The sequence below is a fragment of the Sphingomonas molluscorum genome (assembly GCF_039522995.1).
In the GTDB taxonomy this organism is placed as follows: Bacteria; Pseudomonadota; Alphaproteobacteria; order Sphingomonadales; family Sphingomonadaceae; genus Sphingomonas; species Sphingomonas molluscorum.
In genome coordinates this window covers 1-22,110 of the sequence record NZ_BAAAEL010000007.1, presented here as the reverse complement: position 1 = coordinate 22,110, position 22,110 = coordinate 1, and the positions used below count along the sequence as shown (strand labels likewise).

Below are 22,110 nucleotides of genomic sequence, written 5' to 3'. Positions count from 1 at the left end.
CGGCAAGAGCCAAGCTGCCGGGTTCCAACTGTAAACCCGGGACCGCGCATCAGGCCGCCAACGGGTAGATGGGCCGATCTGCTTCAAGACTCTGCGTCAGAAACTGCTGCATCGCCGCTTTTCGGGCGTCGCGGTCTAGGGCGTAGCTGGTTCGGTTGACTTTCACCCCGTCAAGCAGCGCCTGAATGTAGCTCGCGATCGTGTCGGCGGCCATGACGAGCGCTGTATCGACCGTGTGGATGTAGCGGCTGGTGATCGTGCCGCGCGAATGCCCAACGAGAGCGGCTATGGTCGATTCGGTGAAGCCGAGATCGTTGGCGACGCTCGCGAAGCTGTGCCGGAGCACATGCAGTGTAACGCCTTTGAGCGGAGTGCCTCTAATCAGCTTCTCCCAGAGCTTTGGGAGCCCGATGAGCGGCTTGCCCTCTTCCGTCCCGGCAAACACCCAAGCGCTCTCATCCTCCGACATGAGCGGCTCGAGCAACTCGACGACCGGTAGCCCGATCGCGCGGGTCGACGCGCCTTCCTTACTGTCCACTAGCCGGATGCAGCTCCGCTCTGGATCGACTTCACCGCTCTTGAGAAAGATGACCTCACCGCGGCGGCACCCGGTCATAGCGATAGTGCGGACCATCCTCGCGGTCGTCGCGAACTGCGGGTCGTCCGATGCCGCAGCCAGGAGGCTCCCCAAGGTCCGATATTCGCGCTCGGTCAGGCGCCGGTCGCGGACGCGATCCTTCGGCTTTTGGACGCCATGGACCGGGTTCTTGTCGATGATGCCCTCGCGGATTGCGTATGTGAGAATGCCGCCTAGAAGGCCTACGCCGCGCGAGCCGGTTCCGATTCCACCTCGCACGATCGCGCGACCATGCTTACGCGTTTTGACGTCGGTCCGCGTCTTGCCGTTGGCCACGTCACGCAGAAACTTCGTGATGTCAGCCTGGGTCAAATCTTGGACCCGACGATTGCCGAGCAGCGGGAGGATGTGTCGGCTAATGCGGCTCCGGTCGATGTTCAGCGTGGAAGGCTTCTTGGGCCGTCCTCCCTTCCCGGGCACCAAGCCGGCCTCACAGTCGGCGAGGTAGCGGGTGCAGAGTTCCTTGACCGTGATCGCCTTGGTGTCGAACTGCTTTTGCTCGGCGGGGTTCTCGCCCTGCGCGATGCGGCCGAGCAGGATACGCGCCTCCTTGCGGGCCGCCTCCGGAGCCCAGACCCCATGCGCGCCGATGGTGAAGCGACGGGTCCGCCCGCCAGCGCGATACTGGACGAGGTAGCTGCGCTTGCCCGAACGGAAGACCCGCAGGCCAAACCCTGCCAGATCGTCGTCCCATATGAAATAGTCGGCTGCACCCGGCTCTGCCTGATCCACGATGCGCTTGCTGAGCTTTACCATTTGACCTACTCACGCGGCCTCTAAACCGCTTCCAAGGGTTGTCCCGCGGAAGCACCACGGAAGCACCTGAGCGGAAGCTCGGACCTGTTGTAGGATACTGACTTCGGGCAGTGGCGCCAGAAAACTGAATGATCCCTGTGGTTTATCGCGCAGTAGCGTGGAAAGAGAAACCATAGCGAAGGTCAGCTTTTTGGGCTCCGAAGGCAGAGGCCACTGGTTCGAATCCAGTCGGGTGCACCATTCTCCTGCAGTTTCCTCGACGCCCTTGCGCCGGACGCGCCACGCTGCGGCGCGCGAGCGGAGCGTCAGCTGAAGATCGTGTCCAGCTGCGGCCCGGCGCGGAGCACGCGCGCCAGCACGGCACAATAGATCCCGGCGGTTGCCGCTCCCGTGACGGCGGATACCAGCATCGTGAACAACGAGCTCTTGTCGCTGAAGGACGCCCACACGATGCCGCCGGTGAGGCCGGCGAGGATACAGATCCACCGGCTCGCCGCCGTCCCCCGCCGGGTCACGGGCCACAAGGCGGACAGCAGCACGGCAGCAGTGGGCGCGGCGACGAACGCGATGGCGACCCAGAGCAGGCAGAGCAACACGGCTGCGCTCGGGAGGCTCATGCGCGCAGCCGAGCCCTGCGCGATCAGCAACAGCGTCGTCGATCCGAGCGCCGAGATCAGCGGCCCCGCGAAACCGGCGATCAGGAGACCGGTTGCGTGCGCCTTCAGGGTCAGCGGGTGCGCCGTGCGGTTGGCGGCCGGGGCGTTCGCGTGCTGCTTCTTCCTCAACATCGCTGCGCTGCTCCGCACCGCGCGCGCCGCAGCACGGGGCCGTGTGTGGCGCTGGCGCTGGAGAGGGTGCCGGTCACCGGGGGCACGCAGATCGGCCCATCAGCCTTCCAGATGCGTATGAGCATGGAGGCGGCCGTCGAGCCGGAGGGGGCAGCGGATGCGGCGTGCAAAGGCATGGTCGCTGGCTAACCGGCTGCGCCCGTGTCGTCCATGTCGTGCCCGACATCAGCCGGGCTGGGGACTGGTTCAGCCGGTGCCCCATACACGAGCGCTCCTAAACCGAGCGCTGCACGACTGATTGTGGTGGAAAGCGGACGTTGGCACCGATCAGTCGAGTGCCTTTACGTCCTGCCCGATCTCTCGCGATTTCGCCCCCGATAAATTGAGACCACAAGCCGACCGTAGGGCGACACTGGCTCTTTCCATAGCTCTTAGCGCAGGCGGGAACGACACTTCAGGTAGCTCCGCACCCACCCCTGTGAACTCGTGCGAAATGCGAACGCCTTTCCCCACGGAGGCGATGTGAAGAGTGGCCCACCCAACTCCATCATCCCACTTGTGATAGGCGAATTGCGCAACGGCTGTACCCTTGGGAAACGTGCCGCCATCACTGACGTAATCCCAGCGCTCCACGCTGCCGAATGTCTTACGTAACGATTGGTCAACGCAGGCCACGTCAACCTGTGATCCGAAGTCCCTGCTCGCTCGAATGCCACGCTCCGGTTCACATCCAGCGAGCAACGTCATGCTGATCAAAATGTATGGTGAGGCGCGCATCTTGGATGTCATACCGCTGGTCCCCAGTTTCCACCATTGGGGGTTTCCCAGCGGTCGGCTCGATGGATCTAAGGCCGAGCCTTCGGCCGGAACCGCGGCGACGGCCGTGTCCCCGCGCAACCGCTCCCCCGCAGGATCGTTGGGGGCTGCTGAGGAGACAGACGATCGCTCACGCCAGCAACGTCGTGCAATGCGACGGACCCGACAGCCCCCATGCGTTCGACATCGTCCCGTTCCAGCCGAGAAACGGCACCCTGGATGCGAAATGTCCGATCTGCCGGGGCCACGGCCAGTGGAACACCGAGATCGATCTGGTGAGCTTCCGGTGCAAGCGTGCCGTCTGCGACTATTGCCATGGCGCCGGATGGATCGAGACCGGCAACGATCCCGTCGGGCACCCCGACATCGTTATGACCCCGGACGGCTATCCCAAATGGGTGGTCGCCTATGATCCGCGCCAGGACGCTGAGCAGCTGCCGACCGAAATTGTCTCCGCGTCCCAGTCGGTGAATCCATGAACGTCCGCGCTGGCGGAATGCGGTCGTGGAGCTTTCGGCGGGTTTCTGCGGGGAGCCTGTGGACGGCGCGCCTCAGGCGGCTTGCGGCCTGAGCAGACCATTCGCATGTGCGGACCGATGGCAGGAAGGCGGGGCTCGATCGCTCATCGATCGGCTGACAGGTCCGTTGCGGCAGCAAAGCGGGCGGCCAAGGTGCGGCGCAGGATCTGCCGCTGGTCGGGCTCTGCCGAAAGCGCGGGGTTGGCAAGCATCGGACAGGTGCCGGCCGGTGCGCGCGGCAACGACGGGTCCTCACACACGACCAGCCAATCGGTGGATGCGGCCTCACCCCGGCGGTAGATCGCACGCGCCTTCGCGCACAGGGCGGGCATCCCGTCGGTACAGCCCATCGCATAGGCGAGGTAGCGGAGATACTCGCGCGGCCAGTTCGCATCGCTTCGGCCCATTGCGGGCGCAGCGGGGAGCCTGTCGGCAAGCGCTGCACAGCCCCGGCCATCGAGATAATGGTCGGCATTGTGGGTGAAGCACGCCCGCACGAAGGATTGGGCGCTCTCGCGAACCAGTCGCTCGCCGCCGAGCCCGTCCCGCTGCATGATCCCCAGATAGGTGCAGCCATACGGGCCCATTCCGATGTCGCTGGAGGCGCATACGCGCGCCATCCGGTCGCGCGCGAGGCGATAATCGCGCAAGCCCGGATCGAGAAACGCGATCTTGCCGGCCTCGTAGCAGCCGTAGATCGTCCGTCCGGCCGAGCACGAGCGATCGTAGGCGGCGAACGCCGCCGCCACGTCGCCGCGCTGCTCGGCGAGAACCCCGGCCTTCCAGCAGCTGTCCACGTCATCGACTGCGGCACAGACCGTGTTTTCGACACGTGCGGACGGTGGGCCGGCAAGTGCAGGAACCTGTGGCCCCACCAGAAGGATCGTCAGCAACGCAAGCCAGCGGACACCGCCCATCTCAGCTGCGCCTGACGCCGTACAAGATCGCCGCGCCGGCCACAGCCAGCGGCGCCCAGAAGTGGATGAGGCCGACAGAACTCAAGACGTCGAACCGCTCACGGCAGCCAGTCGGGTTCATCCCGCACCCCAAGGGCACGAAGTAGAAGAACCACACGAACGTGGCGATGGCGAGGAGGATGCCGAAGATCAGCACGAGCGTCTTCATATCTTCGACGATCAGTAAGTCGCAGGCGGATCGCTGGCGGGGAAGGATTCGTCGGAGGCTTCGTCGACGCGGGTCCAGGGGCGGGCGGTGGGGTCGCGCATGGATTCGGGGCCGGCGGGGCGGACCGGCTGGTAGCTGCCGGGGGAGGCGTCCTGGTCCTCGGGCCGGGCGAAGGCGGCGGTGCCGACCAGGGCGTCCGGCGCCGTCGTGTCGGGCGCGCCGTGGCGCGCGCGGCGGGCGCGGCTCGCCACGACGGCGCCGGTGACGAGCGCGCCGAGTGCGAGCGTGCGCGCCAGCGGCCGGAGCGCCAGCCAGGTGTAGAGGCTGGGGTGGGTGCGGTCGGTGAAGTCGCCGCGCGCGCGGTCGTCGCCGTCGGGTGCGTAGAGGTTGCCGGGCTGGCCGGCGGGGGCGGGGCGCTGGGTGCGCGAGCCGGGGATGCCGAACTTTGCGAGCAGCGCGTCCATCACGCCGGGAGCCGTCACCTGGTTGAGCGCCATGCTGCGGCCGGCGCCGCCGGCGAACAGGTCGCGTACGGGATGTTCGGCCGCGTAGAGAACGCAGTCGGCGACCACGCCCGGATCATAGAAGGGCGGCGGTCCCTTGGGCACGACGTCGAGCTTGCTGCGGGAGTTGGTGAAGAAGGGGGTGTTGATCGTCGCCGGCTTGATGCTGGTCACCGACACCGGCGCGCCCTCCGCCATCAGCTCGCGGCGCAGCGCGTCGAAGGCGCCCTCGATCGCGTGCTTGGAGGCGGCATAGGCGCTGTGCAGCGGCAGCGAGACGATGCTTTCCACCGAGGAGATCACGATCAGCGCGCCGCCCTGTTCGCGCAGGTACGGCAGGGCCGCCTGGGCGCCGTGGACATAGCCCATGAAGTTCACCTCCAGGATGCGGCGGAACTCCTCGGGCGTGGTGTCCTCGAACCCGGCATAGACCGAGACGCCGGCGACGTTCACCCAGCTGTCGATCCGGCCGAAGCGGGCGACGGCGTCGCGCGCCAGCTGACGGACCTGCGCCTCGTCGGTGACGTCGCAGACGACCGCCACGGCCTTGCCGCCGGCCTGGGTGATCTCCTCCACCAGCGAGGCGAGGCCGGCCTGGCCGCGGGCGGCGACCACGAGCGTGGCGCCTGCGGCCGCTGCCCGGCGCGCGGTTTCGCGGCCGATGCCGCTCGACGCGCCGAGGATCACCATGACTTGTTCGGAAAGGGGCTTGAGCTTCACCGCCATGTTCCTGGCCTTCGCTGCCTGAGGGGTCGCGCGCTGCACGGGGTGCTTCACGAACGGCAGGCGGCGGCGGGGGTTCCCTGGCCGGAGCGAAGGGGTCAGGCGGCTCGGCGCTGGGCGTAGGCGGAGGTGCGCAGCGCCTCTGCCACCAGCGCGAAGAAGGCGCGGCTGGCCGGAGCGTGGTCCGCGTCCCATTCGGGGTGCCACTGGACGGCGAGCACGTCGGCGCCGCACGGGCGCGCCCAGATCGCCTCGACCAGATCGTCCCCTTCCGCCCGCGCCTCGACGGTGAGGCCGGAGCCGAGCCGATCGACGCCCTGCTGGTGGACGGAGTTCACCCGCAGTCGCGAGCAGCCGGTGGCGCGGGCGAGGCGGCCCCGGTCGGCGAGGCGGATGGCGTGGTGATGGTCGAACAGCGCGTCATAGCCCTCGTCCCAGTCGCCGCGGTGATGGCCGCCGTCGGCGGGCTGCTCGCACAGGGTGCCGCCGAACAGCACGTTCAACTCCTGCATGCCGCGGCAGATGCCGAACACGGGCTTGCCGCCCTCGATCATGCGGGCGGAGAGCGCCAGGGCGACCGCGTCGCGCTCGGGATCGTGCGCGGCCGGGCGGGGGACGGGGGCGGCGCCGTAGCGTTCGGGCGCCACGTGCGAGCGCGAGCCGGTGAGGAGCAGGCCGTCGAGGGCGGCCGCGACCCCGGCGACATCGGCCGCATCGGCGACGGCGGGGACGAGCAGCACCGTCGCCTCGACCAGCTGGGTGAGCGGGCGGACGAAACGGGTGGCGACGACCTGCACCGGGCGATCCACCACTTCGTTGCAGCAGAGCACGCCGACGACGGGGCGGGCCGGCGTGGCTTCGGGAAGGGCGGGGCGGAAGCGCATCAGCCTGCCGTCTCCACCAGCACGTCGCGCAGCGTCGCCCCGGCAGCGCGATCGAGCCGCCGCGCCTCCGGCTGGACCACGACGCTGTCGGGGGGCACGTCGTCGAGCAGCCAGACGTTGCCGCCGATGGTGGAGCGGGCGCCGATGGTGACGCGGCCGAGGATGGTCGCGCCGGCATAGATGACCACGTCGTCCTCGACGATCGGGTGGCGATCGTGGCGGGGGCGGCCGCCGTCGCGGGTGTCGCCCGGTGCACTGCGCGCGCCCAGCGTCACATGCTGGTAGAGCCGCACGCGATCGCCGACGATCGCGGTCTCGCCGATCACCACGCCGGTGCCGTGGTCGATGAAGAAGCCGCGCCCAATGGTGGCACCCGGATGAATGTCGATCCCGGTGCGGGCGTTGGCGAGTTCCGAGATCAGCCGGGCGACGATGGGCGCGCCGAGCTGGTGGAGCTGGTGGGCGATGCGGTGGTGCAGGCTGGCGAGGGCGCCGGGATAGCAGAGCAGGATCTCGTCCACGCTGCGCGCCGCCGGATCGCCGAGAAAGGCGGCGTCGACGTCGCTGTCGACCAGCTGGCGGACCTCCCCCAGGGTAGCGGCGAACAGGCGCACGATCATGCCGGCCTGGTCGGGATCGAAGCGGCTGCGCGCCTCCGCCTGCCAATAGCCGAGTTCGGCGGCGACTTCGCGTTCCAGGTCGGCGAGGGCGAGGGTCAGGCGCTCGGCGACGAAGGCGTCCTCCGCCTCGGCGGTGCCGCGGAAGCCGCCCAGGCGGCGGGGATAGAGGGCGGTCGCCAGCGTCTCGACGATGCGGGCGACGGCGTCGCGCGAGGGAAAGCTCTCCACGTCGCGCGATTCGTCCTGGCGCTGCCGCCACGCCGCGCGGGCGACGCGCAGGGCGGCGACGGTCTCGATCAGTGTGCGCGACATGGCCTACCTCCGATGTGGAGAGACATACCCCATCGGCAGAATAGGAATTCAAAGAAATGCTTTGCCGGGGCGAAGCCGTGGATCAGGCCGGGTCGGAGGTGGAGGGGCGCCCGGTCTCGAGCCGGCCGGCGATGCGGCGAAGAAAGCCGGGGGCGGCCGGGCTGGTGAGGGTCAGGTCGTACCAGCCGCCGGTGGGTGCGAGGTCCCAGAGCGGCGGGGTGCCGGTGCCGTGCCAGGGCCGGTGGTGATCGGCATAGGCGTTGGGCGCGACCTGCCATGCGGCCGGGCCGGGGCGAGCGGCGAGGGCAAGGGTAGCGCGCGCCGGATCGAGGTGCCAGGCGATGCGCCCGGCAAGCGCGCGGTCGGCGGCGCGACCGGCGAAGTGGCGGTGGAAGCCGTTGGGGCCGAGCACCCACAGGTCGTAGGCGCCGTCCGCGCCCGCGCCCGCCCAATGGCCGGTGAGCTGGCCGCCCGCCTCGACCGTGTAGCGGCGGGGCAGGCGATCGAGCGCGAGCCGGTCATAAACGTGGAAGACGGCGGCGACGCCGGCGCGGTTCGCGCCTGCGTGGAAGGTGAGGCGGATGCCGGCCTCGTCCGGTGCCTCGGTGACGGAGAGGTGGTAGGGGAGCGGGCGCGAGGGGCGGACCCCCGGCTCCTGCACCAGCGGCTGGGCGGCCGCGGGCGCGCGGGGTGCGACCTGGCCGTGAATCGCGGCGCTGCGGCTGGCGTCGGGGCGCGGATCGGGGATGCCGTCGGGGAAGCCGCGGTTCGGGCTGGCGAAGTCGAACACCGAGGTGAGGTCGCCGCACACCGCGCGCCGCCAGGGCGAGATGTTGGGCTCGGCGACGCCGAAGCGCTGTTCCAGGAAGCGGATCACGGAGGTGTGGTCAAATACCTGCGAGTTGACCCAGCCGCCGCGGCTCCAGGGGGAGATGGCGTAGAAGGGGACGCGGGGACCAAGGCCATAGGGACGGCCGCGCAGCTCCGGCAGGTCGACCGCGGCGTCGGCGGCGCTCGGCACGCGGTGATACTCGCCCGCGGTGCTGACGGTGGAGGCGCCGGCGAGGCCGCCGGGCGCCGCCGGATCCTGCGACGGCGGGGCGGGCGGCGGCACGTGGTCGAAGAAGCCGTCGTTCTCGTCGAACATGACGAGCAGCACGGTGCGCGCCCAGACCTTTGGATCGGCGGTGAGCACGTCGAGCAGCTCGGCGGTGTAGGCGGCGCCCTGGGCGGGGCTGGACGGGCCTGGATGCTCGGAGCCGGCGGCGGTCGCGATCACATAGGAGACCTGCGGCAGGCGGCCGGCGAGCACGTCGGCGCGCAGGCCGTCGAGCGCGCGGGTGGTGAGCGCGCGGTCACGAAGCGCCGGATCGGCACCGTGCGTGCCCTTGTGGGCGGCGCGGAACGCCTCGAACCCGACCAGGGGGTTGTCGGTGAAGTTGTCGGCCATGTCCTGGTAGATGCGCCAGTCGATTCCGGCCGCCTGGAGCCGCTCGACATAGCTGGTCCAGCGATAGGGCTCGGCCCAGCCGCCATCCTCGGCGAAGCTGTCGTGCGAGTTGGCAATGGCGGGGCCGCCGGCGTGGCCCTCGGGATCGTTGGTGCCGGTCCACAGGAACAGCCGGTTGGTGTTGGTGCCGGTCTGCAGCGAGCAGTGATAGGCGTCGCACACGGTGAAGGCATCGGCGAGCGCGAACTGGAAGGGAATGTCGTCGCGCCGATAGTGGCCCATCGCGCGCTCGGTCTTCACCTCCGGCCAATGCGCCATGCGGCCGTGATCCCAGGCGCGCTGCGCGTCCGGCCAGCTATGGGGCGTGCCCTCCATGCGCATCAGCGCCCAGTCGGTGCGGGTCGACAGATGAAAGGGGGAGACGGTGCGCGGCCCCTCCTTGGCGGTGCGGTCGAGTTGCTGCCAGACGGTGCGGGCCGCGCCGTCCGAAGCCGGGGCGAGCGGGATCGGCAGGCGATCGCCGAAGCCGCGGACGCCGCGCAGCGTTCCGAAATAATGATCGAAGCCGCGGTTCTCCTGCATCAGGATCACGACGTGCTCGACGTCGCGCAGCGTACCGCTGCGCACGTCCGCCGGGATCGCGAGCGCGCGCGCGATCGAATCCGGAATGGCGAGCGCGGCGGCGCCAAGGCCTGCCTTCAAAAGGGTGCGGCGGTGAAGTTCGGTCATTCCGTCCCCGTGGCAGCGACCGCGCAGAGGCTCAAGCCGCTCCCGCCCGCGGAGCCGGTCAGCGCATGCTCCCGCGGCAATTGGTGCGAGTCACTTTCAACAGGAACGGGTGCGTGGCTGATGCGCTTGGGATGGACCAGAACGATACAGCAGGAGCCCGGCAATGTTCATGCATAACAAGCGGTTGCAATATACCGTGCGCGTTTCGGAGCCCAATCCGCGGCTCGCCACCATGATCATGGAGCAGTTCGGCGGGGCCGACGGCGAACTGGCCGCGGCGATGCGCTATTTCACGCAGGGCCTGGGTGAGGACGATCCCGGCCGCAAGGACATGCTGCTCGACATCGCGACGGAGGAGCTGAGCCACCTGGAGGTGATCGGGTCGATCGTCACCATGCTCAACAAGGGCCTGAAGGCGCAGCTGGCCGAGGGCACGATGAAGGAGGCCGAACTCTACCAGATGGTGGGGCAGACCGGCACCAGCGCCAAGGAATCGATCCTGTTCGGCGGCGCCCCGGCGCTGTGCGACAGCGCGGGCGTGCCATGGACGGCGGCCTATGTGGACTCGCGCGGCGAGCCGACCGTCGACCTGCGCTCCAACATCGCGGCCGAGGCACGCGCCAAGATCGTCTATGAGCGGCTGATCAACATCACCGACGATCCCGGCATCAAGGACGCGCTGGGCTTCCTGATGACGCGCGAGGTGGCGCACCAGAAGTCGTTCGAGAAGGCGCTCTATGCGATCGAGAACAACTTCCCGTCGGGCAAGCTGCCGGGTGTGGAGAAATACGCCAGCATGTACGTCAACACCTCGCAGGGTGAGGGCGACACCACGGGTCCGTGGAACGCGGGCGACGAATGGGACCGCATCGACGACCTGCAGCAGGTGATGCCGGCCGACGAGGGCGACGGCACGGCGACCGTCAAGCTTCCCGCCAAGGACCAGAAGGTCGCGGCCAAGATGGTGGAGCGGACCGCGTCCGATCCGAGCGCCGACCCGACCACCGGCGCGGACCTGGGCGCGGGCCCGGGCGCCGGCCGCACCAAGAACGGCGACATGGGCGGTGCTCCCGACATCCAGTCGGCGCCGGCGATGGCAGAGGCCACCGTAGCGAAGTGACGAACAGGGCCGGCGCTCCCGCAACGGAAGCGCCGGCTTTGCCCTGCTGGGGCAGCTAGCGCTTCAGCGTGTAGAGATAGGCGGCCATGTCGCGGGCGTCGCGCTCGGTGACGCCCTGGTCCGGCATGCCGTTGCCGGGAAGCACCTGCTGCGGCTGGCGCAGCCAGCGGGTGAGGTTCTGCGGATCGTTGACGAGGACACCGGCGATCTCGGCGCGCAGGGCGATGCCGTTGAGGGCCGGGCCGGTGGTGCCCGTGGCGCCGGCGATACCGGGGATGCGGTGGCAGGCGCCGCAATTGTAGCGGCCGATCGCGGCCTTGCCGGCCGTGGAATCGCCGCCGGTCATCGCCTCCGCCTGGGTGCGGGTCTGGAGGCTATCCTGCCGGTAGATGCCGAACACCGAGGCGGCGCCCGCAATCGTGGCGATGCCGGTGAGGATCAGCACGAAGCGCAGCTCAGACGGCATCGGCGGTCCTTTGCGGCGACGGCACGAGGAGCGTGCGGAACAGGGCGAGCGCGGCGACGAGGTGGACGAGGCCGCCGGGCACCCACATGACGAGGCCGGCGACCTGCTGGTCCTCCGCCGGGGTCATGCCGAAGGGCGCGAGCGCGAGGCGTGCATAGCCCGCGTACCAAGGGGAGTCGGAGAAGGCCATCAGCGCCCCCAGCGCCCCCGTCACGAACGAGGTGACGAGCAGGCAGAAGGCGGCCAGCGCGCGGTCGCCGAGCGCGCTCGCCCCGGCACCGCGCCGGCCGAGCATCGCCGTCCAGAACAGCAGCGCGCTGACGATGAAGCAGAGGTGCTGGGTGGCGTGCCAGCCCTCGCTCGCCAGCGCCACGTCGAACAGCGACGGCATGTGCCAGATCCACAGCACCGCCGCCTGGAGGAGGGTGGCGACGACGGCGCCCGTCGCCCAGGCGAAGGGGACCGACACCGCCCGGCTGGCGCTGATGCGGCCGAGGGTACGGCGGGCGGCGGCGGGAAAGGCCCAGAGCATCGCCGACAGCGGTTCGGCCAGCACGATCAGCGGGGCGGCGAGCAGCATCAGCAACTCGTGCTCGATCATGTGGGCGGTGAAGGAGCGCTCGCCCGCTTCGTGCAGCGGCGACACCAGCGCGCCCGCGAGCGTCAGCCAACCGGCGGCGAAGAGCCACAGGCGCCGCTTGAGCCGGGGGCGGCCGCCCGCCGAGCGCGCGTAGAGGCGCCGCCAGCCGAGCCCGAACAGGACGGCGGAGAGCAGCAGGGGCACGGTAATCCACGGATCCCAGGTCCAGCCGGGCGGCTCGCCATGATCGTGGCCGCCGTGCGCGAGGGCGGCGGCGGGCACCGCGAGCGCCAGCAGCGGGGCGAGGCGGATCAGCTGACGCATGGCGGGACGATCAGCACGGCCAGCGTCTGGAAGGCGATGGCGAGCGCGAAGATGCCGGCGAGCAGCAGCGCGACGCGCGACAGCCAGGCGCGCGGCGGGGTCTGGTCGCCCGCGGGCCGCGCGCAGGGCCAGGCGATCGCCATGGCGAGGCCGCACACCGCAAGGCTGGCGAGACCCCAGGCGAGGCCCAGCCAGGCGCCGACGGGGGCGCAATCGACCTTGAGCACGCTGCCGAGACCCAGTTCGAAGACGTACCAGGCGACGGGCGGCAGCAGCAGCGCCGCCCAGGGACGCACGCGTGCCGCGCGGGAGAGGGACTCGCTCACCCGAACCTCGGCGCCAGATAGACGAGCGCGCCGACCGGGATCCAGGTCAGCACCACGAAGGTCCAGTAATTGGCGTTGTCCTCGACGTCGGCGAACTGATCGTCGCCGACCTCATGGGTATAGAGCCACACGCACTGGACGGCGGTGTCGCCGATGTCGGTGATGAGGTGGCTGGTGTGCAGCACCAGCAGCATCCAGGTCAGCGAGCCATAGGCATTGTCGTACCAGGTGACGTTGAGGTGCCCGAACTCGATGCCGCGCGGGATCAGCAGCAGCAGGCCGATAACGGTCATGGCGAGCGTGCCGATGCGCACGCCGCGCTCGTTCTTGGCCTTGGCGCAGCGGCGGACCCAGAGGTTGGGGATCTCGCTCAGGAACAGGCCGAGCGTCAGCACCGCGGGCCACAGCAGATCGGGCGGGCGGACGCCGTCCGGCGGCCAGCCGGCCGTCTGGCTCATGAGGTAGAGATAGGCGCCGGCGGCGAGCGCGAAGGCGGTGCCCTCGATCGCCATGAAGCCTATGTTGCCCCACCAGACGAGGTGGCTCGCGCCCGATGCGGTCTCGGGCAGGTCGGCGAGGTCGCCGACGACGCGGGTGGGCACGGCGTCGCTCATCGGTTGCGCACCCGGAGCGGGCCAGTGGTCGAGCGCTCGCGCTGCGGCCAGAACCAGAGGGTGAGCCCGATCGCGACCGGCACGGCACCCCAGACCAGCGCCCAGGGGGTGAAGATGCTGCCGACGAACAGGATGGTGACGGCGATGGCGGCGAGCAGCGGCGCGATCGAGGGCGGCGGGCTTTTCTGGCGGTATTCCGGGGTGGCCTCCACCACTGACGTCACCAGCACTTCGCGGCGATCGACCGCGAGGCCGGTCATGACGGCGAGTTCCTGCTTTTGCGTCCACAAGGGCGTGAGGCTGTCGACCACGGGCGTCGCGTCGAAATTATGCTGGGGCGGGGGCGAGGGTGCGGCCCATTCGAGCGTGGAGCCACCCCAGGGGTTCGGGCCCGCCGCCCTGCCGCGGAAGTAGCTCCAGGCGGCATTGGCGACGAACAGCACGCCGCCCGCGACCGCGATCGCCGAGCCGATCGAGGCGACCATGTTGAGCGGGCCCCAGCCCATGCCCTCGCTATAGGTATAGATGCGGCGCGGCATGCCCTGGAGACCCAGGATGTGCATGGGGAAGAAGCCGAGGTTGAAGCCGCCGACGATCAGCCAGAAGCTGATCTTGCCCAAGGTTTCCGACATCATCCGCCCGGTCGCCTTGGGATACCAATAGGCGAAGGCGCCGAAGAGCGGGAACATCGCGCCGCCGACCAGCACATAGTGGAAATGGGCGACCACGAAATAGGTGTCGGTCACCTGCTGGTCGAGCGGGGCGGAGGCGGTCATCACGCCCGACAGGCCGCCGATCACGAAGGTGACGATGAAGGCAAGCACCCACAGGAGCGGCGTGTCGAAGCGGGGCCGGCCGGTTGCCAGCGTCGCGATCCAGCAGAAGATCTGGACGCCGGCCGGGAGCGCCACCGCCATGCTGGCGGCGGTGTAGAAGTCGTTGCCGAGCCGCGGCAGCCCGACCGCGAACATGTGGTGGACCCAGAGACCAAAGGCGAGCGCGGCGATGGCGAGCATCGACAGCACCACTGCGGCATGGCCGAACAGCGTGCGGCGGGAGAAAGTCTCGACGATCACCGAGACGAAGCCGGCGGCCGGCAGGAAGATGATGTAGACCTCCGGATGGCCGAACCACCAGAAGAGGTGCTGGAACAGCACCGGATCGCCGCCGGCCGCGGCCGCGAAGAACTGGGTGGAGACGAGGCGGTCTGCGATCAGCATGCTGGTGACCATCATCACCGCCGGGAGCGCAAAGATCGTCATGAGCGAGGCGAGGAACATCGCCCAGACGAACAGCGGGATGCGCGCGAGCGTCATGCCGGGCGGGCGCATCTTGAGCACGGTGGCGGCGATGTTGACCGAGGCGGCGAGCGCCGCGACCTCGGTAAAGGTGATCATCTGCGCCCAGATGTCGGCGCGGTGGCCGGGCGAATAGGCGGGGCCGGAGAGCGGCGGATATTCGAACCAGCCGAGATCGGGCGTGACGCCAAAGGCGTGCGGCACCCACAGCATCAGGACGCCGCCGAGATACAGCCAGTAGCTGAACGCCGCGAGCCGCGGAAAGGCGAGCGCGCGCTGGCCGAGCATCAGCGGCACCAGCCAGATCGCCATCGCCTCCATCACCGGCACCGACACCAGGAACAACATGGTCGAGCCGTGGAGCGAGAAGCTCTCGTTGTAGAGCTGCGGCGTCATCCGCTCCATGTCGGGCATGGCGAGCTGGAGCCGCATGTCGAGCGCGAGCATGCCGGCGAGGAACAGCAGCAGCACCACCGTCAGGATGTAGCGCGCGGCGATCCGCTTGTGATCGACCGTGGTCAGGAAGCCCCAGATGCCGGGCGCGTCGGCCCAGGAGACGTGCAGCGTGCGGAGTTCGACGGCGGGGGTGCGCGGATCGCTCATTTCAGGTCCATCAGATAGCGCGACACCGCGTCCGCATCGGCCGGCGAGAGGGCGACGGGGGGCATCATCGTGCCGGGCTTCACCGCCTGCGGCTGGGTGACCCAGCCCTGGACGGCACCGCGGCTCATGGTGAGGGTGCCGGCGGCGACCGAGCGGCGGCCGCCGAAATGGGTGAGGTCCGGCCCGGCGCGGCCGACCGCCTGGGTGCCGCGGATCGCATGGCACATGGCGCATTGGCCGCGGGTGACGAGCTGGAGCCCGCGGGCGGCCGCCGGATCGGCGGGCGGCGTCGCCGGGCGCCGCTGGCCCGCCAGCCAGCGGGCGAATTCCTCCGGCGTGTCGACCTTCACGTCGAGCGCCATGTGCGCGTGCTGCACGCCGCAGAACTCGGCGCACTGGCCGCGAAACCAGCCGGCGCGGGTGGGGGTGAGGTCGACGCGGTTGATGCGTCCGGGGATCAGATCGAGCTTCTGCGCGATGTTGGGGACCCAGAAGCTGTGGATCACGTCGGACGAGCCGAGCGCGACCCGCGTCGTCTGCCCGAGCGGGAGGTGGAGTTCGTTGGCGGTCTCGATCCAGGCGCCGGTGGCGGGATCGCGATACTGGATGCGCCACCACCATTGATGGCCGGTGACGCGGACCTCCAGCGCGTCGCGGGCGCGGGCGCCGGCGATGGTGCGCTCGACCAGGAAGCTGCCCGTGATGAGGACGGTGAGGCCGACGACGATCAGCGCGGCCCAGGCGACCAGCCCGCGGGTGAGGCCGCGGTCGGCCGGGTTGATGCTGGGCTCGCCCGTCTCGCTCCGATGGCGGCGCGCGCGCAGCAGGCCGATGCCGAGCCCGGCCAGCACCAGCAGGTACATGAAGCCGCACACCGCCATCATCAGCCAGAACAGCGAATGGATGCTCGCCGCCTGCTCGCCCGCAGGCGCGAGCGGCGACTGGAAGCCGCCCTCGCACGCCGAGAGCGCCAGCACCGCCGGCAGCAGCGGGAGCCTGCGCAGGGTCATGGCAGCACCGGCCCGGTCCAGTTGTCGCCCTGCGCCTCGCCGACCTGGTCGACGTCCTGGCGGCGGCGCTTCTCCGGCTTCAGCTGGGGAAGCGTGCGGACATAGGCGGTGATCTGCCAGAGCTGCTCGACGGGGATGCGCTCGCCGTAGCGGGCGTCGCCATGGCCCTGGGCGATGAAGCGATAGACCTGGTCGAGGTCGCTGCCATGCGCCCAGAGCTTGTCGTTGAGGTTCAGCGCGCCCGCGGCATCGCTGCCGTGGCAGCTGCCGCAGCCGTACCAGGTGAAATAGCGGCCCCCTTGCGCGACCTGATAGGCGTTGCGCTCGTAGCGGGCCGCACGCGGATCCTGCGCGCCCGTGGGTTCGGTCTGCGGCAGATCGGCGCCGACCGTGCGCGACTCCGCGCTGCACCCGGCCAGGGCAAGGGCGCACAAGACGATGAAGGACGAGGATCTGTTGCCCGGCACCAAGCGAGCCTTGCCAATCCGGAAGAACCGGTCAAGCACACAGGTTGCTTGACCGGAAGTTGATTTCCGAAGGGCGACGCGATCAGGTGACGATCCGCACTGGCACCGCCTTTGCCGCGGGCGTCTTGGACTCCTGGTCGTGGTGGCTGAGCGGGATCAGCGCGTTCATTTCCGGATAATAGGAAGCGACGCAGCCGCGCGGCAGCAGGAACGGGGTGACGGTGAGCCCGCCGACCTCGCGATGGACGCCGTCCTCCGCATCGGTCCGCAGCCCCACGACCTGTCCTTCCGCCAGCCCGGCCGCGGCGATCTCGTCCGGATGCATCAGCAGCACGTCGCGGGTACCCTCGATCCCGCGCAGCCGGTCCGAATAGCCGTAGATGGTGGTGTTGAACTGGTCGTTGGAACGCAGGGTCATCAGCCGGTAGCGGCCCGGTGCATCCTCGAACCCCGCGGCCGACAGGTGATCCGGCACGGTGAACTCGGCCTTGCCGCTCTCCGTCTTCCAGACGCGGTCGCGCGCCGCATTGCCGCGGTAGAAGCCGCCGGGCGTGAACAGGCGCTCGTTGAACTTGGCGAACTCGTCGGGATAGGTCTGCTCGATCAGGTCGCGCACGCGGCCATAGTCGGCCACCCACTCGTCCCACTGCACCTTGGGATTGGGCGGCAGCGTCGCCTTGGCGATGCCCGCGACGATGGCGATTTCGGAGAGCAGGTGCTCGCTCGCCGGCTTGTTGTGCGCGACCGAGCCGTGGATGCAGCTGAGGCTGTCCTCCATCGTCACCGTCTGCGGCCCGCTCGCCTGTTCGTCCACCTCGGTGCGGCTGAGGCAGGGAAGCAGATAGGCGACCTGGCCGTTGATGAGGTGGCTCCGGTTGAGCTTGGTCGCGATCTGGACGGTGAGGCGCAGGCGCGTCCACGCCTCCTCCATCTTCTCGCGCTCCGGGATGGCGCGGACGAAGTTGCCGCCCAGGCCGATGAAGGCCTTGATCTCGCCGGTGAGGATCTTTTCGCAGGATTCGACCGTGTTCATCCCCTTGTCGCGCGGGGGATCGAAGCCGAACAGCTCGGCGAGCTTGTCGAGCGGCACCAGCTCGGGCTTTTCCGAGATGCCGACGGTGCGCTGGCCCTGGACGTTGGAATGGCCGCGGACGGGCGAGCAGCCGGTGCCTTCGCGGCCGATGTTGCCCTTCAGCAGCAGCAGGTTGACGATCATCGCCAGGTTTTCAAAGCCGTGCACCTGCTGGGTGAGGCCCATGCCGTACATGACGATGGTGTTCTTGGCCTCGACATAGACCTGGGCGGCCGCCTCCAGATCGGCGCGCGAGAGGCCGGATTCGGCCTCGATCGCATCCCAGCTCATGCCGGCGACATGCGCCTTCAGCGCCTCGAACCCGTCGGTGTGCTGTTCCAGGAAGTCGACGTCGAGGACGTGGCGCTGCTCCTCGGCCCAGAGCTTCTCCTCGGCCGCGAGGATGTGCTTGATGAGGCCGGTGATCGCCGCGATGTCGCCGCCGGCCCGCACCTGCAGATATTGGTGCGAGATCAGCGTCGGCTTCTTGAGGTGCAGCATCTCGGCCGGGCTCTGCGGATCGCGGAACACCTCCAGCCCGCGCTCGCGGATCGGGTTGAAGGTGACGATCTTCACCCCGCGCTCCACCGCCTCCTTGAGCGGGTGGAGCATGCGCGGGCTGTTGGTGCCGGTGTTCTGGCCGAAGAAGAAGATGGCGTCGCAGTGATGGAAGTCGCTCAAGACGCTGGTGCCCACCGGCACGCCGATCAGCTTCTTGAGCGCGACCGAGGTCGTCTCGTGGCACATGTTGGAGCTGTCGGGCAGGTTGTTGTGCCCATAGAGCCTGGCGAACAGCTGGAAGAGATAGGCGGTCTCCAGGCTGGCGCGGCCGGAGGTGTAGAAGACGGCCGAACCCGGATCGATCGCCCGAAGCTCCCGCCCGATGCCGTCGAACGCCTCCTGCCAGCTGCACGGTACATAGCTGTCGGTGGCGGCATCGTAGCGCATCGGGTGGGTGAGGCGGCCGAGCTGCTCTAGATCATGGTCGCGCCAGGTCTTGAGCTCGCTGACGCGGTGGCGGGCGAGCACCTGCGGCGTGCAGCGGCGGCTGGTGAGGTCCCAGAGCGTGGCCTTGGCGCCGTTCTCGCAGAATTCGAAGCCGTGGGGGTGGGCGGGCTTGGTCCAGGCGCAGGACACGCACATGAAGCCGCCGGGCTTGTTCTGCCGCTCCAGCGTGCGCAGCGCACCGGGGCGGTCGACCTCGCGCATCCAGGTCTCGGTAATGCCGCGGACCGAGCCCCAGCCGCCTTCGGCACCCTTATAATGTACGGTGCCCTTTTTTTCCTCGTCCATCGGCGCAGCTCCTCCCCGCCCCGGCCGGGACGTGCCTTTGAAAAGGCACAACGCCTCGGCACCCGGAAAGGATGCAGCGCGATCACCCGGCCAGTTCGGCGAGGTCCGCGGGCGTGTTGATGTTGGGGACCGGTTGCGGAAGGGAAAGAACGGTGGCGCCCGCCGCCGCGCCCCAGCCGCGCAGCGAGCGGCGCGGGTCGCTGGCGAGAAAGGCGTCGAGGGCGGGGGCGAGGGCGCTCGGCCACCAGCCGATCAGCGGCATGGCGTCGAGGAAGCTGGCGCCACCGGGCGCGCGCAGCCGGGCGACCAGATCGTCCGGCAGGCGCGGCGTGTCGCAGCCGACGCTCACCACCCCGTCGAAACCTTGCTCCTGCGCATAAGCGAGCGCGGCGGCGAGGCCGCCGAGCGGGCCGAGGCCGGGGGTGGGGCGGTCGGGCAGGTGCAGCAGATCGGGGAGCAGCGGCGCGCCGCCGCACACCGCCACCGCCGTGACCTGTGGCGCGAGCGCGCGGGCGGCGTGGGCGATCAGCGGCTCACCGCGCAGCGTCGCCAGCGCCTTGTTGGAGCCGAACCGGCGCGCCTGCCCGCCGGCGAGAATGGCACCCAGGATCCTCACGGCGTGTCCGGCAACAGCAGCATGGCGTCGGAACGGGCGAGCACGATCAGCCGCAGCCCCGCGTCGCGCGCGCGGGCGATGGCGAGGCTGGTCGGCGCCGAGATCGTCACCAGCGTGGGGCAGTCGGCGAGCGCCGCCTTTTCAACCAGCTCATAGGAGCAGCGCGATGACAGCAGCGCAAAGCCGCCGTCCCAACGAAGCTCCTTGCGTAGCATTGCGCCGACCAGCTTGTCGAAGGCGGTATGTCGGCCGACGTCCTCCCGCACGAGCCGCACCGCGCCGACCGCGCTGACCAGGGCCGCGGCGTGCACCGCGCCGGTCGCGCGATTGAGCGGCTGGTGATCGCGCAGCGCCTCCAGTGCGGCGAAGATCGCGGTTTCGGCAGGGGCGGGGGCGGCGGGCACGCGGCGGAGCGGCCGGATCGCCTGTTCGAGATTCTCGATCCCGCACAGGCCGCAGCTCGATTCGGACACGCGGTGGCGCACGCGCTCGACGACGGCCGCGGCCCGGGCTGGGGCAAGCGTCACGCGCAGCACCAGCCCCGTGTCGGCCGGGTGGCAGTCGATGTCGACGATCTCGTCCGCCCGCCCGATCAGTCGTTCGGAAAGCGCGAAGCCCGTGGCGAAATCGGCGAGGTCGGCAGGCGTCGCCATCACGACCGCATAGCCGAGGCCGTTAAACTCGATCGCGAGCGGGCGCTCCAGGGCGACCGGGCGCTCGACCGCCACGCGGCTGCCGTCGGCGCGGACACAGACCAGGGTCTCCACGACCGAACGGCCGGTTTCGGCAAGCTCCTGGGTCACGCGGCGTTTCCTTGGGCGGTGGATCGAATGCTGTTGGACGAGCACCACCGGGCGCACAAGCCGGGTATAACCGTAATTCGGGCTGGCCAGGGTACCGAGCGATGCGCCAGACGTCGCAAGGACAAAGCAGGAAATGCGCATGCCGCTGGAAGAAGAGCCGTTCCCCGCCCCGGTCCCGTGCGCGGCCGATTTGAGCTTCGATACCGCGCAGGCGCTGCTGGCGGCGGGGGCCGTGCCGCTCGGCACCGAGCGGGTGCCGCTGCGCAAGGCCGGGCGGCGGGTGCTGGCCGAGCCGGTAGTCGCCGCGTTCGATTCGCCGCGGCGAGACACGGCGGCGATGGACGGCGTGGCAGTGCGCGAGGCGGACCTGGCGGACGGGACGCGGCGCCTGGCGGTGGCGGGGGCGGCCTATCCGGGCGCCCCCTTCACCGGAACGGCGGAGGGCGCGGCGGTGCGGGTGACGACCGGCGCGGCGCTGCCGGCCGGGACCGACCGGGTGGTGCCGGTGGAGCTGCTGGCGCAAGCAGATGGGTGCGTGGTGCTGCCGGAGCGGCTGCCGGACAAGCGCCATGTCCGCCCGCGCGCGTCCGACTTCGCCGCGGGAGCCCCGGTGCTGGCGGCGGGACGCATCCTCGACCCGCGCGCGCTGGTGGTAGCAGCGGCGGCCGATGCGGCGGAGGTGGTCGTGTGGCGCCGCCCGCGCGTGCACGTGATCGCAAGCGGCGACGAGCTGGTGGCGCCGGGCAGCGCGGCGGCTGGAGACGGGCTGCTCCCCGACAGCCTTTCGGAGGCCCTCCAGCTGCTGGTCCGGCAATGGGGCGGCCAGCCCGGCGGCGCGACCCGCGTGCCCGACGATGCCGGCGCGATCACGGCTGCCGCGCAGGCGGCGCTGGCGGAATGCGACATCCTGGTGATGGCGGGCGGTGCGTCGCGCGGGGAGCGCGACCTCGCCCGCGCCGGCTTGAAGCCGCTGGGGCTGGAGACGGACTTCGCCGGCGTGGCGATGAAGCCCGGCAAGCCCGTGTGGCACGGCCGGGTGGGGGCGAAGCAGGTGCTGGGCCTGCCCGGCAATCCGACCGCGGCGATGACGGTCGCGCGGCTGTTCCTGGTGCCGCTGCTGACGGCGCTGGAAGGGCGGGGCTTTGCCGCCGGGCTCGACTGGCAGCCGCTGCCGCTGGCGGTGGGAGCCGAGGCGGGCGGATCGCGTGAGGCATTCCTGTGCGCAACGCGGACATCGGGCGGCGTCACCATCCTCGATCGCCAGTCGGCGGCGTCGCAGGCGATGCTGGGACTGGCCGACCTGCTGGTCCGGCGGGCAGCAGGGGCACCGGCGCAGGCGGCGGGGGAGCGGGTCGAGGCGCTGCGCTTCTGATCCCGGGGGCGATGCGCGCCAAGAGAGCCGTGCGGGGCCGCAGGAGCCTTTTTCCGCGTTCGCGGAACAAATTTCAAAAAACTGCAATCGAATCGCTTGACGGTATCCGACCCCTCCCCTAAATGCCTGTTCACCGGACGGGGCGGCCTTCACGGCCTGGTTCGAACGGTTCTGAAACGAGCGGTACCGGGCCACTCCCGAAAGGGGGTGCCATTCGGCGCCGGCGTTTTGTTCTTTGACATTGTTGGTTTAGATGAAGGGACATGTGGGCGGCGGCTCCGGTCT

Annotated in this window: 21 protein-coding genes; 3 read left to right on the top strand and 18 right to left on the bottom strand. The window is 69.8% G+C overall.

Annotation, left to right across the window (positions count from 1 at the left end; translation table 11 throughout):
* Window positions 1–49: 49 nt before the first annotated feature.
* Together ABDZ92_RS09255 and ABDZ92_RS09250 are read right to left on the bottom strand one after the other, a co-directional pair.
* Window positions 50–1,393, bottom strand: a complete 1,344-nt coding sequence (locus ABDZ92_RS09255) for a tyrosine-type recombinase/integrase (protein ID WP_066572002.1) — start codon at window positions 1,391–1,393, stop codon at window positions 50–52.
* Window positions 1,394–1,698: 305 nt separating this feature from the next.
* Complete coding sequence (locus ABDZ92_RS09250) at window positions 1,699–2,181, bottom strand: hypothetical protein (RefSeq protein ID WP_125962048.1); 483 nt, start codon at window positions 2,179–2,181, stop codon at window positions 1,699–1,701.
* Window positions 2,182–3,143: 962 nt separating this feature from the next.
* On the opposite strand from ABDZ92_RS09250, the gene ABDZ92_RS09245 reads away from it, so the two are divergent.
* Window positions 3,144–3,476 carry a hypothetical protein gene (locus ABDZ92_RS09245; protein WP_241211990.1) on the top strand — a complete coding sequence of 111 codons (333 nt, stop codon included), beginning with the start codon at window positions 3,144–3,146 and terminating at the stop codon, window positions 3,474–3,476.
* A gap of 143 nt (window positions 3,477–3,619) precedes the next feature.
* Here the strand turns inward: ABDZ92_RS09245 and ABDZ92_RS09240 are convergent, their stop codons facing one another.
* The 6 genes from ABDZ92_RS09240 to ABDZ92_RS09215 form a co-directional block, all read right to left on the bottom strand.
* Window positions 3,620–4,312, bottom strand: a complete 693-nt coding sequence (locus ABDZ92_RS09240) for a hypothetical protein (RefSeq protein WP_343762514.1) — start codon at window positions 4,310–4,312, stop codon at window positions 3,620–3,622.
* Window positions 4,313–4,433: 121 nt separating this feature from the next.
* Window positions 4,434–4,640 (bottom strand): hypothetical protein, encoded by a 207-nt coding sequence (locus tag ABDZ92_RS09235; protein WP_125962050.1) that lies wholly within the window; start codon window positions 4,638–4,640, stop codon window positions 4,434–4,436.
* An 11-nt stretch (window positions 4,641–4,651) separates the two neighbouring features.
* Entirely contained in the window at window positions 4,652–5,863 is a 1,212-nt protein-coding gene (locus ABDZ92_RS09230) for an SDR family oxidoreductase (protein ID WP_272695576.1), read from the bottom strand.
* Window positions 5,864–5,964: 101 nt separating this feature from the next.
* The gene (locus ABDZ92_RS09225) at window positions 5,965–6,750 is read right to left on the bottom strand and encodes a gamma-glutamyl-gamma-aminobutyrate hydrolase family protein (protein WP_206432279.1); all 786 of its coding nucleotides are present in this window, start codon (window positions 6,748–6,750) and stop codon (window positions 5,965–5,967) included.
* Window positions 6,750–7,682 carry a serine O-acetyltransferase EpsC gene (gene epsC / locus ABDZ92_RS09220; RefSeq protein ID WP_125962431.1) on the bottom strand — a complete coding sequence of 311 codons (933 nt, stop codon included), beginning with the start codon at window positions 7,680–7,682 and terminating at the stop codon, window positions 6,750–6,752. The genes ABDZ92_RS09225 and epsC overlap by 1 nt, the downstream gene beginning before the upstream one ends.
* 82 nt (window positions 7,683–7,764) lie before the next feature.
* Complete coding sequence (locus ABDZ92_RS09215) at window positions 7,765–9,861, bottom strand: phosphocholine-specific phospholipase C (RefSeq protein ID WP_125962432.1); 2,097 nt, start codon at window positions 9,859–9,861, stop codon at window positions 7,765–7,767.
* Between the two features lie 163 nt (window positions 9,862–10,024).
* Here ABDZ92_RS09215 and ABDZ92_RS09210 point away from each other — a divergent pair, with 163 nt between their 5' ends.
* Window positions 10,025–10,981 carry a manganese catalase family protein gene (locus tag ABDZ92_RS09210; protein WP_125962433.1) on the top strand — a complete coding sequence of 319 codons (957 nt, stop codon included), beginning with the start codon at window positions 10,025–10,027 and terminating at the stop codon, window positions 10,979–10,981.
* Between the two features lie 55 nt (window positions 10,982–11,036).
* Here the strand turns inward: ABDZ92_RS09210 and ABDZ92_RS09205 are convergent, their stop codons facing one another.
* The 10 genes from ABDZ92_RS09205 to fdhD all read right to left on the bottom strand — a co-directional run bounded on the left by ABDZ92_RS09205 (window position 11,037) and on the right by fdhD (window position 20,453).
* Complete coding sequence (locus tag ABDZ92_RS09205) at window positions 11,037–11,447, bottom strand: c-type cytochrome (RefSeq protein ID WP_125962434.1); 411 nt, start codon at window positions 11,445–11,447, stop codon at window positions 11,037–11,039.
* A complete protein-coding gene (locus ABDZ92_RS09200; protein WP_125962435.1) occupies window positions 11,437–12,351 on the bottom strand; it encodes a cytochrome c oxidase assembly protein in 915 nt (304 codons plus the stop codon). The genes ABDZ92_RS09205 and ABDZ92_RS09200 overlap by 11 nt, the downstream gene beginning before the upstream one ends.
* A complete protein-coding gene (locus ABDZ92_RS09195; protein ID WP_125962436.1) occupies window positions 12,339–12,677 on the bottom strand; it encodes a hypothetical protein in 339 nt (112 codons plus the stop codon). Before ABDZ92_RS09195 ends, ABDZ92_RS09200 begins: the two co-directional genes overlap by 13 nt.
* Complete coding sequence (locus ABDZ92_RS09190; RefSeq protein ID WP_125962437.1) at window positions 12,674–13,291, bottom strand: cytochrome c oxidase subunit 3; 618 nt, start codon at window positions 13,289–13,291, stop codon at window positions 12,674–12,676. The genes ABDZ92_RS09195 and ABDZ92_RS09190 overlap by 4 nt, the downstream gene beginning before the upstream one ends.
* A complete protein-coding gene (locus tag ABDZ92_RS09185; protein WP_125962438.1) occupies window positions 13,288–15,192 on the bottom strand; it encodes a cbb3-type cytochrome c oxidase subunit I in 1,905 nt (634 codons plus the stop codon). The genes ABDZ92_RS09190 and ABDZ92_RS09185 overlap by 4 nt, the downstream gene beginning before the upstream one ends.
* Window positions 15,189–16,202, bottom strand: a complete 1,014-nt coding sequence (gene coxB / locus ABDZ92_RS09180) for a cytochrome c oxidase subunit II (protein WP_125962439.1) — start codon at window positions 16,200–16,202, stop codon at window positions 15,189–15,191. The genes ABDZ92_RS09185 and coxB overlap by 4 nt, the downstream gene beginning before the upstream one ends.
* Window positions 16,199–16,669 (bottom strand): cytochrome c family protein, encoded by a 471-nt coding sequence (locus ABDZ92_RS09175; RefSeq protein WP_125962440.1) that lies wholly within the window; start codon window positions 16,667–16,669, stop codon window positions 16,199–16,201. The genes coxB and ABDZ92_RS09175 overlap by 4 nt, the downstream gene beginning before the upstream one ends.
* Window positions 16,670–16,751: 82 nt before the next feature.
* The gene (locus ABDZ92_RS09170; protein ID WP_125962441.1) at window positions 16,752–19,034 is read right to left on the bottom strand and encodes an FdhF/YdeP family oxidoreductase; all 2,283 of its coding nucleotides are present in this window, start codon (window positions 19,032–19,034) and stop codon (window positions 16,752–16,754) included.
* A gap of 82 nt (window positions 19,035–19,116) precedes the next feature.
* Window positions 19,117–19,650 (bottom strand): molybdenum cofactor guanylyltransferase, encoded by a 534-nt coding sequence (gene mobA, locus ABDZ92_RS09165; RefSeq protein WP_125962442.1) that lies wholly within the window; start codon window positions 19,648–19,650, stop codon window positions 19,117–19,119.
* Window positions 19,647–20,453: a formate dehydrogenase accessory sulfurtransferase FdhD gene (gene fdhD, locus ABDZ92_RS09160; protein WP_272695575.1), complete on the bottom strand. Its 807-nt coding sequence runs from the start codon at window positions 20,451–20,453 to the stop codon at window positions 19,647–19,649. Before fdhD ends, mobA begins: the two co-directional genes overlap by 4 nt.
* 139 nt (window positions 20,454–20,592) lie before the next feature.
* On the opposite strand from fdhD, the gene ABDZ92_RS09155 reads away from it, so the two are divergent.
* Complete coding sequence (locus tag ABDZ92_RS09155; protein WP_125962444.1) at window positions 20,593–21,825, top strand: molybdopterin molybdotransferase MoeA; 1,233 nt, start codon at window positions 20,593–20,595, stop codon at window positions 21,823–21,825.
* Window positions 21,826–22,110: the final 285 nt, after the last annotated feature.

Coding starts and splice junctions, on each gene's coding strand:
- ABDZ92_RS09255 (WP_066572002.1), bottom strand. CDS start 1,393: ATGGTAAAGCTCAGCAAGCGCATCGTGGATCAGGCAGAGCCGGGTGCA.
- ABDZ92_RS09250 (WP_125962048.1), bottom strand. CDS start 2,181: ATGTTGAGGAAGAAGCAGCACGCGAACGCCCCGGCCGCCAACCGCACG.
- ABDZ92_RS09235 (WP_125962050.1), bottom strand. CDS start 4,640: ATGAAGACGCTCGTGCTGATCTTCGGCATCCTCCTCGCCATCGCCACG.
- ABDZ92_RS09225 (WP_206432279.1), bottom strand. CDS start 6,750: ATGCGCTTCCGCCCCGCCCTTCCCGAAGCCACGCCGGCCCGCCCCGTC.
- epsC (WP_125962431.1), bottom strand. CDS start 7,682: ATGTCGCGCACACTGATCGAGACCGTCGCCGCCCTGCGCGTCGCCCGC.
- ABDZ92_RS09215 (WP_125962432.1), bottom strand. CDS start 9,861: ATGACCGAACTTCACCGCCGCACCCTTTTGAAGGCAGGCCTTGGCGCC.
- ABDZ92_RS09210 (WP_125962433.1), top strand. CDS start 10,025: ATGTTCATGCATAACAAGCGGTTGCAATATACCGTGCGCGTTTCGGAG.
- ABDZ92_RS09205 (WP_125962434.1), bottom strand. CDS start 11,447: ATGCCGTCTGAGCTGCGCTTCGTGCTGATCCTCACCGGCATCGCCACG.
- ABDZ92_RS09200 (WP_125962435.1), bottom strand. CDS start 12,351: ATGCGTCAGCTGATCCGCCTCGCCCCGCTGCTGGCGCTCGCGGTGCCC.
- ABDZ92_RS09190 (WP_125962437.1), bottom strand. CDS start 13,291: ATGAGCGACGCCGTGCCCACCCGCGTCGTCGGCGACCTCGCCGACCTG.
- ABDZ92_RS09185 (WP_125962438.1), bottom strand. CDS start 15,192: ATGAGCGATCCGCGCACCCCCGCCGTCGAACTCCGCACGCTGCACGTC.
- coxB (WP_125962439.1), bottom strand. CDS start 16,202: ATGACCCTGCGCAGGCTCCCGCTGCTGCCGGCGGTGCTGGCGCTCTCG.
- ABDZ92_RS09170 (WP_125962441.1), bottom strand. CDS start 19,034: ATGGACGAGGAAAAAAAGGGCACCGTACATTATAAGGGTGCCGAAGGC.
- ABDZ92_RS09155 (WP_125962444.1), top strand. CDS start 20,593: ATGCCGCTGGAAGAAGAGCCGTTCCCCGCCCCGGTCCCGTGCGCGGCC.